Here is a 13,084-nt window from a genome sequence, read left to right on the forward strand (position 1 = left end):
ACTCAGAACGGGACAAACGAAAATGAATTAACCTAAATTCATCAACGACTGACGACTATTGACCATATTCGTAAAGCTACGCAATTCTTGGTTTGCTAATTGGCTCGCCATAGGAATATCGGCTTTCATTGGATCGACGGGTTTACCGTTTACATGGAATTCATAATGTAAATGCGGACCAGTTGAACGCCCAGTATTACCAGATAAAGCAATCACTTGGCCACGTGTTACTCTCTGGCCTTTACGCACTAATGCCTTTGAAAGGTGTAAATAACGGGTACTATATTTACCACCATGTTCAATCACAATATATTTACCTGCAAATTGGTGATCCGTTACTAAACTCACCACGCCATCACCAGGCGCGATAACCTTAGTACCAATAGGGACAGAAAAATCAGTACCATTATGGGGGGAAATACGGCCAGTGATCGGATGTTTACGAGCAGGGTTAAAACGTGAACTCATGCGAGGCTGTTTAGCCAATGGAATACGCTGGAAAGCACGCACTAAACTGCGCCCTTTTGCATCATAATAACTGCCATCAGTATGCTGAAAGGCACTGATTTCTGAACGCCCAGTTTTAATGCTAACGCCTAATATTTGGCTGCTACCGGTTGCTTCACCTTCAACATATTGATCATTTACCAAAACAGAAAATTTATCTCCTGCATGTAAATCCCGTGCAAAATTCACTTTTTCTTTGAGTAAATCTTCAATCCGCTGAATATCAGCTGCCGCTAAGCCCATTTTTTGAGCCGATACGTAAAATGAGCCTTTAATATCACCAGTAATAATGCGGTTTTGCCAAACGCCTTCAACGTTAATTTCTTCAACGTTGAAGCTACCATCTTCATAACGAGTAAATACGACTTGACGTGCGGCGTTAAAATAAAGCTCCAACTTTTGTAGTTGGCCATCATTATCGAGCCAAAACTGAATCCGGTTTCCAGGTAATAAGGTATCGAGTGCCAAAATATTTAAATCAGCCTCTAGTACTTTATACATCGTTAGCTGGTCAACACCCGCCTTAGAGAATAAAGCGCTTAGAGTATCACCGGAGGCAATAACACGCTCAAAATCAGGGGTATTGTCAATAACAGTGGTAGAATCAACAGGCTCAGAAACTTGCGGTAAAACAGTTTCAATGTCGAGAGCTACGGGAATTCGTTGTGCTGTGGGTACGACATGATTAGCATTCGGCATTAACATCGCCGCACCGATCAATAAACCACCTACGAGGAGAATATTTTTATGGGCTGAAGATAAATTCTGCAAACGAATTTGCGGAAAATTAGCCAAATTGGGTTTGCCTGTCTGCAACGCTTTCACCTTTTGTTATCGTTTTTGCGTTATATTTTTGAACCAGTCCCACCTAGGGAAGCCCGAATTTTCCCAACTTATCCCAAAAAACCGATTATGACAAACGCTATTTTGCACTTTAACAGCACTATTTCCCAAAAACATGCGTCAGTTAGCACTTTAAATCGATTGTGCGTTCTGTATCCAGATGTTAAATAGCACAAAATAACGTCTTCCATCACAATAAAAACAATAAGTTAAATAAACAATTAATCCCTTTAACTGACACTAAGGCAAAATCACCTTGATTTCGCTCCCATGGGAGGTTTTCAACAGATCTATTCGAGTGTTTATCTGCTCTTTCATCTCAGAAACATGAGATATCACGCCGATCATCCTACCCGCCGATTGCAAATCCATTAAGGTACGGATGGCAAGTTCAAGGGAGTCCTGATCTAGGCTGCCAAAACCTTCGTCGATAAATAACGTATCAAGTTTTATCCCACCGGCGTAGGCTTGCACCACGTCTGATAAACCCAGCGCCATAGATAAAGCTGCCATAAAACTCTCCCCACCACTTAAGGTCGCCACGGGACGCACTTTTGCGGTGTAAGCGTCTTCGACTTCAAGCTCAAGCCCTGATGCCTTATTTCCCTTCGCTCTGTCTTCTTTACGCAGTAATCGATAACGACCTTTACTCATCAGGTGTAATCTCTGAGTTGCTGCGAGTAAAACATCATCGAGTAATACGCTTAATACAAAACGTTGCAGAGAAATCTTGTTGCCGGTATTGCCATTGGCCACATCGGCCAAGGTGCCAATAATGGCGTATTCATCCTCAAGGGCTTTCGCTTTTTGATCGACAATACTGAGCTGTGTTTGAGTTTGTTTAAGCAAAGAGAACCGCGTATTAAGTTGGCTCCATGTAGCTTCAGCGAGATTAAGTTGTTGGTGCTTTTCTGCGAGCATGGCTTCTAGGGCATCAAGGTCGGGCACGCTGACATCACTAAGCTCAGTTCTTAGCTGATCAAGCTGTGATTGATTTAAGGCGCACTGTCGATGATAGGTTTCAATACGCTCGCCCAACGCTTGAATTTGCTCATCGGCTAACAATGCCGCCCTTAATGCGTCCCTATCAGTAAACCCCGCTAAATGCAGTTGTGAGTTAAGGTCACCATCGGCCACAGCCTGCTGCTCATCTGCGCTATGGCAGCGTTGTATCGCAGCCTCTAGCGCCGTTTGCGCAGCTACACAATGCTCAGATGCCTGCTTTAGTGAGTTTCTAAGAGCATGAATCTGCTCACGAGTGTTCTCAAGCTGCCGTTGATTATTATTAATCGCTTGATTTAACGCAGTAAGCGAGCGGTATTCGTCAGGGATCCGAAGCGCTTTTTCCGCTAATTGACCGGATAGACGCGCCACTTCACCTTCTTGTTGATGATACCGCTCACGCTCAAGCTCTAATTGTTGCGTCAATACTAACTCTTGCTGCTGCAACGCTTTGATTTGCTGCTGTAACCTCTGCAATGCTTGGGTGGCGACTTCAGCTTGTTTTGCTTGGTGTGTTAATTCCTCAAGCCGATGGACATGCGATTCAAGTGGGGACTCAACCGTATCCCCCAGCGAGGAGGCCAGTTCATTTGCCTGCGACTGCTGTGCTTCTAACTGTTTTTGTAGCCCCCGATACTCTGCCCTCGCTTTGCTGAGCTGTTCGAGTGCATTCACCTCGGCATCCTGCGCAGCTTGCAGCTGTGCGTCCGTTGGTAAATGATCATGACTGGTTGCAGGATGAGGATGCTCGATACTGCCGCAAACTGGGCAGGGTTCTTCGAGTTTGAGCTCCCTCGCTAAAATGGCCGCTTGGCCTTGAAACCAACTGAGCTGTAAAGACTTATAGTCACTTAGCGCTGCCTGATGCTGCGCGCTCAGCGCCTTTCCTTGTAATCCTGCTTGTACAAGCGCCTCTTCGGTTTGTGCAACTTTGGCGCAGATTTGTTGCCATTGTTTGAACAACTCAAGTAAGTGGCGCTGTTGCTGCAAGGCTTGTGCGGTCGCGAGTTGACGCTCACTTTGCTGTTGTAATGCTGGCAATTGATTTTCATAGGTGCTGCGCTGATCAACTAAGCTTACAAGCGCCGTCTTAGTCTCTTGCCCCTGCTCTTTGGTTTGTTGCAGTATCTCTTTTGCCTGCGATAAAGCTTGTTCAAGGCTAGAAAATTCTGCCAACTGCGGTACTAACGTGCTGAGTTGATTATGTTGTTGTTCAAAATCGCGCAGCTGTTGTTCAAGGGGAATAAGTTCCTGCGCTTCGATCTCAGCTTTGGCAAGCGCAAGCTTTGCCGTATCGAGAGCCATTTGGGCATGGCTGCGCTGATCATTAGCAATTGTCGCTTCCTGCTCCCTCGATAACGCATTATCCAATAAGGGCTTAAGACGCTGCGCTTGCTTTGCCACATTCAGGCGAGCCGTTTGCGCTGCAATATCTGCTTGCTGTTCATGAAGCAAAGTGGCTTGGGATTCTAATTCACTTAAACGAGTAAATTCAGCAAACCGTTGCTGCGCACTGTCATGCTGTTTTAACGCCTGTAGATGCGCCGCCGTGCTACGTTCTTTCGCGGCGATAGCGGCCGCCAATTCGGGTTCTATTCGACTAAATTCAGCGGCAAGCTCGTCGTCACTCGCTAGCTCCGCGGTTTGTAGAATGCCATCGCGACGCGCACGCTGCTCTTTAACCAAGCCGCGGATATCGGCCGCCTTCGCCTTTAAGATATCTTCAATACGTTTATAGATATGGGTTTGAAATAATTGACTAAAAATTTGCTCACGCGCCTTGGAGTCAGCCATGAGTAATTCACGAAACTTCCCCTGTGGCAGCACCATAACCTGACGAAATTGTTCTACGTCTAAGCCCGTTAACGCTTCAATTTCAGCCGTTGCCTCTGAGACTTTACTGGCGACTAATAGGGTTTCAGTACCATCGGGAGCGATCTTAAACAGCTGCGCCTCGCTCTTTTGGACTGTCGAACCCTCGCCATTCTTTTTGAGTCTGTCCTGTTCGGGCACTCGGCGAATACGATAAGCAGTGTTACCCAATTTAAAACTAAAGGTCACCTCAGTAAGCAGATTATCATCGGCCATATCGCAGCGCATTTGGCTGCCTTCACGCTCATTGCCGGTGGTTTTTCCATACAACGCAAAGCAGATACCATCGAGCAGAGTCGTTTTACCCGCGCCAGTTGGCCCGTTGATCAAAAATAACGGATTATCACCAAGTTCAGTAAAATCAATGGTCTGAGTCGAAGCAAATGGGCCAAAAGCCGACATGGAAAGTTGTAGAGGCTTCATTTTGCCTGCTCCTCTTTTACGTCACGATGTGTTTCGCTGCGTTCAAGTTCGTCTCGATGAAGCTGGGTTAGGATATCCTCCATCACCGCCTGCTGCGCCGGCGTTAATTCATCCCCCGAGACTTGGGCAAAAAAGTCACGGAACATGGCCATTTCACCTTTTTTTATATGATCTCGATTGAGCACCACCGCCTGATCGCCCGCCATCAATCCGGTGCGTTCTAAATGCAGCACATTGGGATAAACACTGCGCAGTTTGCCCATGGCATCTAAAATGGCGTGTTTATCGAGCAGACGCACCATTAAATAATCCTCACGCTTGGCATCGGTTTTCCCTACTGCTAATAAATGTGCCAATTCACCTTCAATTATCCGCACATCACGTAGCGCAGTTAAGGGTAAGAGTTGGATTTGAGCGGGAGATTGCGCAGCGATATCCACTAAGGTGACAGACTTATGCTGGTGTTGCTCACTAAAGGAATATTTTAGGATTGAGCCTGAGTAGCGCACTTGTTCGCAGCCTTTATATTGCGGGCCATGCAAATGCCCTAGGGCGACATAGTCAAACTCACTAAACAGCCGTGGGGAAATTTTATCCGCGCCGCCGATACTTAATGGACGTTCGGATTCAGACTCGCTGCCACCATCCAAAAAGCAATGACTCACCACCACTTTAGGTAAACCTTGGCTATCATGGGAGTGGACCTGTTCTAACAATAACGCCATCGCCTCTTCATGGCTCGATACGCTAAGGCCTTTGGCATCGGTTTCAAACACTTGGCGCACGGTCGCAGGTTCGGCGTAAGGCAGCGGATAAAAGTAAGCATCGCCACTGGCACTGGTTAAACGAGTAGGCACTAATTCGGCCTGTAGCGGCCCAATAATATGTAAACCACTGGCAGCCATTTGTTTAGCAGCAAATCCCAAACGCTCATGGCCATCGTGATTGCCAGCAATCATCAGCACTTGTATACCCAATTGGTTAATAAGGCGATTAAGCACATCATTAAGCAAAGCGACGGCACTGGCGGGTGGAATCGATCTATCGTAAATATCCCCCGCAATAATCACCGCATCAACACTGTGCTGCTGCGCCAATGCAACAATTTGATCAAGTACATAGGCCTGATCATCCAGTAATGATTGATTATGTAACTGACGGCCAATATGCCAGTCTGAGGTGTGAATAAATCGCATTATTGCTGAACCTTAATGGATACTAAGCCAACGCTATGGCGCGGAATGCTTGTCGTTAAGTTATTTGTCAAAGCTGCTTGTCGGATAATCTCGCCCAATGACTCGCCAATAAACCCTAAAAACACTTTAAAAAATGCTAGGTTATCCTAAAAAATGCCGCTGAGTATAGTCAATACAATGGGAGTGGAGAGATTTACAGCAATGAGGTCGAAGACTGCGCTAACAGATCACCATTAGCGCAAATAAGGTCAGTGCTCAGCTTGAAGAAAGTTGATCCGTACCAAAATCATCATCAAAACAGTTGGTATTGGCTGGCGAGCAATTTCACACTCATGGCCAGCGACATGGTCACTACTAAGGGCTTAATGATCTTTGTGCCCTTAGTGACCACTAAACGTGATCCTAAGGTTGCCCCAATGGCTTGGCCCGCTAACATCACTAAGCCGAGTAACCAAATGACTTTTCCGCCAAGGGCGAAAAAAATCAGCGAGGCAATATTGGTCGAAAAATTCAACACCTTTGCGTGAGCCGTCGCTTTGGCGAGGCCAAAACCCGCAAGGGTAACAAACGCCAACGCAAAAAAGCTGCCAGTTCCTGGACCAAAAAAGCCATCATACAAGCCCACACCTAACGCGGCAGTAAAAGCAAAGGCGGTAGGGGTTAAGACTTGATGTCTATCCTCCTCGGAAACTTTTTTCGAAAATAAAAAGTAGCAACCAATGGCGAGGATTAAAAACGGCAATACTAACTCAAGGATTTTGGTATCCACTAACTGCACCAACACTGTACCTAACGCCGCGCCGATAAAGGCACAAAACAGCGCGAGTTTGACAGTTTTGAGATCAACCAATCCCTTACGAACAAAGTACAAGCTCGCAAAAAAGCTGCCACCGCAGGCCTGTAACTTGTTAGTGCCAAGGGCGACCGCTGGCGGTAACCCAGCCCACATTAACGCAGGAATCGTCAGTAATCCCCCACCTCCAGCAATAGAGTCGATAAAGCCCGCCACCATAGCCACGCCAAACAGTAATGCTGCAACTTGCAGAGTTAATTCAAATTCCATGATTTTTATAATTGAGTTATAGGAGCTAAGGCTTCGCATTAGACTGCGTTTGCCTTATAAATGCAAAGGAGTTATTGTCGCGCTAGCGTGAGCAAAGCTCACACTAAACCGTTTGTTAAACACCTTGATTTGGATATGAATATGTTTACTAGCTTGCCACCGCTCAATGCATTACGGGCATTCGAGTCTGCTGCCCGCTTACAGAGTATGACGCTGGCGAGCAAAGAACTGCACGTCACCCATGGCGCAATCAGTAAACAAATCAGGGTATTAGAAGATTTTTTAGGTTTCGCCCTCTTTGTTAGGCTACATAAAAAAGTCGAACTCACAGACGAAGCCAAGCGTTACTTCCCCCATGTACAAGCGGCGCTGCAAACCCTATCGAGCGCCACCGCCGATTTGCGTAGCCAAGGTTCTCGGCCACAAACCTTAGCCATCAATGTATTACCAAGTTTAACCATCAACTGGTTAATCCCTCGTATGGAGCAATTTAAGTCGCGTTATCCACATTTATATGTGGATCTCTCGATAGGTGACTTTGCCGTTGACTTCAGCCAAGGGCGCTACGACATCGCGATCCGCAGTAGTACCAAGCTGCCTAAGGGAGTGAATTACATCAAACTCATGGATGAAGATCTGTGCTTAGTTTGTGCACCGTCATTGGCCCCAAAACTGAAATGTATTGAGGATATTAATCATGTCACCTTACTCAAACACACCACTCGCCCAGAACTTTGGGATTATTGGGCTGAAAAGGTAGGCTTAACACTCACGCAAGAACAAACCTTCGGCGTGGAGCATTTTTACATGTTGAGTCAGGCAGCTGCCAGTGGCATGGGCGCGGCGCTGATCCCACGCTTTTTTATTGAAGAACAATTAGCTAATGGCAGTTTAGTCATCCCCTTTCATGCACCGTTTACCAGCCCATACGTTTATTACCTACTCACACCTAAATCCCCAAGCTTGCCGTTAAAAGTGCAAGCATTTATCGAGTGGATGCTCGACCTCTTCGCTCCTTATCGCAATGCATGCTAAAAACTAAAAACCACCCGAAGGTGGTTTTTACGTCAGTCATAGTAACCACGTTACATGGTTGCCATTGTCCAATAATCGAGGCGCTTTTGAGGATCAGCCAGTAAGTTTTTACACTCTTCTTTATATTTCCCCATCAATACCCCGAGATTACTAGAGCCCCCCAGGCTTTGTATTTGACGAGCTTTGGCATCGGCAACGGCTTGGGTCACCTCGGCTTCTGACTGGTATTTCTTCGCCAGATTTTCGGCTTCAACTTTAGATGCTTTTAAGCGTTCACCCACCGCTTGCATTTGTGGGGCATTCATGGCGCCAATCGCTTCAGAGCTAATTTGATAATAGGCTGCACATTCTATGGCTTCTTTAGCCAGAGCCTGTTGGGCTTCATCCGCAAACACGCTGTGGCTCATCGTCAGCATAAGACCTGCAATAGCAAAAGCTTTTAACATTGATATTGTCCTTTTTATTAGTAATTAAGAGTAAGCGACTTAAGCTAAGGGTTTAGCTCAAGTTCATAGGTTACAAATTGTTGATCGCGCACAAACCCAAGTGCTTCATAAAGCCCTTGAGCACGTAAATTCTCTTTTTGGGTTTCGAGCACTAAATAACGCGCTCCTTGGCTACGAGCATAGTCTGCTGCCCGTTGTACCAGCGCCCGACCTAGCCCGACACATCGCGCATGCTGCGTGACAAATACATCATTCAGAATAAAAATCGGCGCTAAATTAAGGGATGAAAAACTGGGATATAACTGCACAAAACCCAAGCCTAAACCTTGAGGTGAGCGCGCAAAAAAAATCACCGATGACCCTTCATGCAAACGAGTTCGGATAAACAGCTCACCGGCCTCTACATCATCCTTACAGCCATAAAACTGCCGATACTCATTAAATAAAGGAGCAATATCATGACTGTGGGACTCATTAGCTTGAATGATTCTATTTGCCATCGGCTTAACCAACCTTAAGTCCATATCCATATTGACGTCTTATCAAGCTATATCTACTCATATTAGATATGCGCGATACGCATCATTCCTTACACTACCAGTCGCTGTTGTAAGCGAAAGATTAAATGATGTTTCACCGTCGCCCACTCAGAATCAATAATGGAATAAACCACAGTGTCCCGAATGGTGCCATCCTTAAGAATTTTATTATTCCGTAAAACCCCATCTTGCTTGGCTCCTAAACGAGCGATGGCTTGGCGCGAAGCTTGATTGTGCCAATGGGTTCTAAACTCCACCGCAATGGCCTCAAGGGTTTCGAAGGCAAAGGTGAGTAGTAGCAATTTAGCCTCGGTATTAATACCTGTGCGCTGGGCGCGCTTAGCATACCAAGTGTAACCAATCTCTAAATGGCGATGCTCACTCTCCCAATGGCAAATGCGCGTACAACCCACAATCTCACCAGAAACTTTGTCTCGCACCGCAAAGGGAAAACTTTCCCCACGGGATTTTTCAGCTAAGGCTTTCATTACATAAGCTTTCATCTCACTCGGCTCAGGCACACTGGTAAACCATAAACGCCACAGTTCACCATCGGTGACCGCTAAGCTAAGTGCCGCCACATGGGATAACGACAAAGGCTCTAGAACGACATATTCACCATTTAAACACGCTGAAAGATCATCATTGCCCATTATCTCGTCTCCATTAACGCGGTAAAAAGTGTGCTATTGCGCACACTTTTTACTAGCCTATCATTTATATAAAATAAAAAAACCTCTATTTTCAACATGATTATATAAATTTTATTCCGGACAATAGCTAAGTTTCTCTTAAGCTTCACCGTTGAAAATGACAGATTAATGAATCGGTGCATAAGCCTGCCATGGTTTAGCACATGGCACGCTGTAGCCTAGGGCTCCAGCCTATTTAGATCGTGTAAATATAAGGCCTACCAACACATCAATGTATTTAGGGCGTGTTGACGTTTCGAGATTAAATTTTGTTCGTTCTGGAAAGCTGGTGCTCGCGAAACGAGCAATGATGTGTAGTTATTCTACTCAAATGACGAGCGGCTCTTATAACAGAAAGTAAGAGCAGGGGCTTGCCAGACGAACCCTTCGGGCAGCATTTGGCTGACTCTTATGCTGCGTTATCGTCCGTTTATGTAGAATAACTACACTGCACGGACTTTGCCTTGCATAAACGCCAGCCAAATTGCTGCAAAAATAACCCTGAAACGTCAACACGCACTAGTAGGCCTTTTGACTGTATCCCACTCGCTTTAGCAGGCGCGATAACCTTACACTATGGGTTAATACTATATTTTTCGTTTTATTCTATTAGCCGAGTACGGCAAGTAGTATCCCCGCAGCGACCGCAGAACCTAGCACGCCAGCAACGTTCGGTCCCATAGCATGCATTAATAGAAAGTTATGCTGATTAGCCTCTAATCCCACTTTATTCACTACCCTTGCAGCCATAGGCACAGCCGATACTCCTGCCGCCCCAATCAGCGGATTAACCTTACCGCCGGATAACTTACACATCAGTTTTGCCATCAACACTCCTGCGGCAGTACCTATACCAAAAGCAAGGGCACCAAGTACTAAGATCCCCAAGGTTTCTACCCGCAAAAACTGCTCGGCCGATAATTTAGAGCCGACAGCTAAGCCCAAAAAAATCGTCACGATATTAATCAGCTCGTTTTGTGCTGTTTTTGAGAGCCGATCCACCACGCCCGATTCGCGCATTAAGTTACCAAGGCAAAACATCCCTACCAGTGGCGTTGCCGCGGGTAAAAACAGAATGGTTAAGCCTAATACCATCAGCGGAAAAATAATCCGCTCCTTTTTACTGACTTCCCGTAGCTGCTCCATTTTTATCTCACGTTCCGCTTGGGTTGTGAGTAAACGCATGATCGGCGGCTGAATAATCGGCACCAACGCCATATAGGAATAAGCCGCCACAGCAATCGCTCCCAGTAACTCAGGTGCAAGCTTAGAGGCAAGGAAAATAGCCGTTGGTCCATCCGCGCCACCGATAATGGCAATGGCTGCGGCATCCTGCATGGTAAATTCAAAGCCTGGCACCAAATTCAGCGCTATAGCGCCAATTAAGGTCGCGAAAATCCCAAACTGCGCCGCCGCGCCGAGTAATAAGGTTTTTGGGTTGGCGATCAGTGCACTAAAATCTGTCAGTGCTCCGACCCCCATAAAGATCAGCAGTGGAAAAACGCCAGTTTCAATCCCCACATGATAGGCGTAGTAGAGTATTCCCCCCTCTTGGGTAAAGCCTGCGTTGGGAATATTCGCCAGCACTGCACCAAAGCCAATAGGCAACAGCAACAAAGGCTCAAATCCACGCACGATAGCGAGGTATAACAGCAACATGCCAACGGCCATCATTAAGACCTGCCCAGCGGTAAAATGGGCTATGCCCGTTTCGGCCCAAAACGCCAGTAAACCATCCATATAGACTCCTAGGCTAAGGCCAATAATTGAGAACCCACGACAACTGAATCGCCTTCTTTCACAAAGAGATGGGTAATAACACCATCCCCCTGAGCGCGGATCTCTGTCTCCATTTTCATCGCCTCAAGGATGATCACCACATCGCCGGCGCAAACCTTGTCGCCAATCCCCACATGCACTTTAAAGATATTGCCCGATAGCGGCGCACTCATCTTCAGCTTAATCTCGGCGGATTGAGCCAATGGAGCACTGTTTAAATGAGAAGTAGGGGCATAATTAAGCTGCGAAGCTACCTGTCCTTGAGGTTGGATCTGACTAATTTCGCCGCCCTCGGCAACCTCAACCACATAAGTTTGCCCCTCAACCGTGACGGTATAGGTTTCGGCCTCACGCGGCGTAACTGGTAAGATTGGCGCAAGTTCAGGGTTTGGCTCAAAGGCGGTTGGATCGTGACGGTGCTTTAAAAACTGTAAGCCAATCTGTGGAAAGAGCGCATAAATAAGTAAATCATCGTCCGAAGACTTTTCCTTACTATCTAAGACGAGACTAATCCCTTGATCCTGCGCCTTTGATAATAACTCTGCACGCAACTTGTCTAACTCTGGTACGAGTAAATCCGCAGGACGGCAGGTGATCGCCACCTGCCCATTAAGTACTCTTGCCTGCAACTCTGAATTCACTGGCGCTGGCGTAGCACCATATTCGCCCCTTAGCACGCCTTCAGTCTCTTTCGTCAACGATTGGTATCTTTGTCCCATCAGTACGTTGATAACGGCTTGCGAGCCAACAATTTGCGAGGTTGGCGTGACCAAAGGCAGAAAACCTAAATCTTGGCGTACCCGAGGGATCTCCTCCAGCACCGCATCCATCTTATCTAGTGCACCTTGCTCTTTGAGTTGACTCTCCATATTTGTCAGCATGCCGCCAGGGACTTGAGCACGTAGAATGCGGGAATCAATCCCCTTTAGCGCACCTTCGAATTTGGCGTATTTTTTGCGAACCTCACGAAAATAAGCGGCAATCTCCTCAAGTAATACAAGATCATAGCCTGTTGCACGTTCAGTATCTTCCACCATAGCGACTACCGTTTCAGTTGCCGTATGACCATAGGTTTGACTCATGGATGAAATCGCGGTATCGAGTACATCGACTCCCGCCTCAATAGCCTTTTGATAGGTCGCAGTACTCAGCCCTGTAGTCGCGTGACTATGCAGAGATAGCATGAGTTGAGTTTGTGATTTTAGACGGTTAATCAGCTCAAAAGCTTCCATAGGCTTGAGTAAGCCCGCCATATCTTTAATACACAGCGAATGGCAGCCCATGTCCTCAAGACGCTTTGCCATATCAACCCAAGTATCAACCGAATGAACAGGGCTAGTCGTATAGGAAATTGTGCCTTGCGCGTGCCCACCGACATCACGCACCGCTTTAACTGCCATCTCTAGGTTACGCACATCATTCATCGCATCAAAGATACGGAAGACATCGACACCATTGGCATGCGCACGCTCGACAAAACGTGTCACTAAATCATCGGCATAATGGCGATAACCCAATAGATTTTGACCGCGCAACAACATTTGTTGAGGCGTATTGGGCATGATCTTTTTCAGTTCGCGGATCCTATCCCAAGGGTCTTCCCCCAAATAACGGATACAGGCATCGAAGGTCGCTCCGCCCCAAGACTCTAGCGACCAAAACCGACTTTATCAAGTAAAGGTGCAAT

At 46.6% G+C, this 13,084-nt stretch carries 9 protein-coding genes and 1 pseudogene; 1 reads left to right on the forward strand and 9 read right to left on the reverse strand.

The window, feature by feature from the left end:
• Window positions 1-27 precede the first annotated feature (27 nt).
• The 4 genes from SHEWPOL2_RS19540 to SHEWPOL2_RS19555 form a co-directional block, all read right to left on the reverse strand.
• Window positions 28-1,323 carry a peptidoglycan DD-metalloendopeptidase family protein gene (locus SHEWPOL2_RS19540; RefSeq protein WP_037419574.1) on the reverse strand — a complete coding sequence of 432 codons (1,296 nt, stop codon included), beginning with the start codon at window positions 1,321-1,323 and terminating at the stop codon, window positions 28-30.
• A 267-nt stretch (window positions 1,324-1,590) separates the two neighbouring features.
• Window positions 1,591-4,647 carry an SMC family ATPase gene (locus SHEWPOL2_RS19545; RefSeq protein WP_037430884.1) on the reverse strand — a complete coding sequence of 1,019 codons (3,057 nt, stop codon included), beginning with the start codon at window positions 4,645-4,647 and terminating at the stop codon, window positions 1,591-1,593.
• Window positions 4,644-5,843: an exonuclease SbcCD subunit D gene (locus SHEWPOL2_RS19550; protein WP_037430885.1), complete on the reverse strand. Its 1,200-nt coding sequence runs from the start codon at window positions 5,841-5,843 to the stop codon at window positions 4,644-4,646. Before SHEWPOL2_RS19550 ends, SHEWPOL2_RS19545 begins: the two co-directional genes overlap by 4 nt.
• 292 nt (window positions 5,844-6,135) lie before the next feature.
• A complete protein-coding gene (locus SHEWPOL2_RS19555) occupies window positions 6,136-6,906 on the reverse strand; it encodes a TSUP family transporter (RefSeq protein ID WP_037430888.1) in 771 nt (256 codons plus the stop codon).
• A 141-nt stretch (window positions 6,907-7,047) separates the two neighbouring features.
• Between SHEWPOL2_RS19555 and SHEWPOL2_RS19560 the strand changes: the two genes are divergently transcribed.
• A complete protein-coding gene (locus SHEWPOL2_RS19560) occupies window positions 7,048-7,941 on the forward strand; it encodes a LysR family transcriptional regulator (protein WP_037430889.1) in 894 nt (297 codons plus the stop codon).
• 50 nt (window positions 7,942-7,991) lie between these two features.
• Here SHEWPOL2_RS19560 and SHEWPOL2_RS19565 read toward each other — a convergent pair whose 3' ends face one another.
• From SHEWPOL2_RS19565 to oadA, 5 genes and pseudogenes are all read right to left on the reverse strand, one after another.
• Window positions 7,992-8,387, reverse strand: coding sequence for a hypothetical protein (locus tag SHEWPOL2_RS19565; protein WP_037419558.1), 396 nt, complete (start codon window positions 8,385-8,387; stop codon window positions 7,992-7,994).
• Window positions 8,388-8,431: 44 nt separating this feature from the next.
• Window positions 8,432-8,887 carry a GNAT family N-acetyltransferase gene (locus SHEWPOL2_RS19570; protein ID WP_037419745.1) on the reverse strand — a complete coding sequence of 152 codons (456 nt, stop codon included), beginning with the start codon at window positions 8,885-8,887 and terminating at the stop codon, window positions 8,432-8,434.
• Window positions 8,888-8,976: 89 nt separating this feature from the next.
• Window positions 8,977-9,579: a GNAT family protein gene (locus tag SHEWPOL2_RS19575; RefSeq protein WP_037419555.1), complete on the reverse strand. Its 603-nt coding sequence runs from the start codon at window positions 9,577-9,579 to the stop codon at window positions 8,977-8,979.
• A 648-nt stretch (window positions 9,580-10,227) separates the two neighbouring features.
• Window positions 10,228-11,358, reverse strand: a complete 1,131-nt coding sequence (locus SHEWPOL2_RS19585; RefSeq protein WP_037419548.1) for a sodium ion-translocating decarboxylase subunit beta — start codon at window positions 11,356-11,358, stop codon at window positions 10,228-10,230.
• An 8-nt stretch (window positions 11,359-11,366) separates the two neighbouring features.
• Window positions 11,367-13,084: pseudogene (gene oadA / locus SHEWPOL2_RS19590) on the reverse strand (sodium-extruding oxaloacetate decarboxylase subunit alpha); the annotation flags it as partial.

Source organism: Shewanella sp. POL2, from assembly GCF_000282755.1.
Classification (GTDB): domain Bacteria; phylum Pseudomonadota; class Gammaproteobacteria; order Enterobacterales; family Shewanellaceae; genus Shewanella; species Shewanella xiamenensis.

Bases quoted from the DNA above. Each gene is read 5' to 3' on its own strand.
- SHEWPOL2_RS19550 (WP_037430885.1), bottom strand. From the start codon at position 5,843: ATGCGATTTATTCACACCTCAGACTGGCATATTGGCCGTCAGTTACAT.
- SHEWPOL2_RS19560 (WP_037430889.1), top strand. From the start codon at position 7,048: ATGTTTACTAGCTTGCCACCGCTCAATGCATTACGGGCATTCGAGTCT.
- SHEWPOL2_RS19585 (WP_037419548.1), bottom strand. From the start codon at position 11,358: ATGGATGGTTTACTGGCGTTTTGGGCCGAAACGGGCATAGCCCATTTT.
- SHEWPOL2_RS19545 (WP_037430884.1), bottom strand. From the start codon at position 4,647: ATGAAGCCTCTACAACTTTCCATGTCGGCTTTTGGCCCATTTGCTTCG.
- SHEWPOL2_RS19575 (WP_037419555.1), bottom strand. From the start codon at position 9,579: ATGGGCAATGATGATCTTTCAGCGTGTTTAAATGGTGAATATGTCGTT.
- SHEWPOL2_RS19570 (WP_037419745.1), bottom strand. From the start codon at position 8,887: ATGGCAAATAGAATCATTCAAGCTAATGAGTCCCACAGTCATGATATT.
- SHEWPOL2_RS19565 (WP_037419558.1), bottom strand. From the start codon at position 8,387: ATGTTAAAAGCTTTTGCTATTGCAGGTCTTATGCTGACGATGAGCCAC.
- SHEWPOL2_RS19555 (WP_037430888.1), bottom strand. From the start codon at position 6,906: ATGGAATTTGAATTAACTCTGCAAGTTGCAGCATTACTGTTTGGCGTG.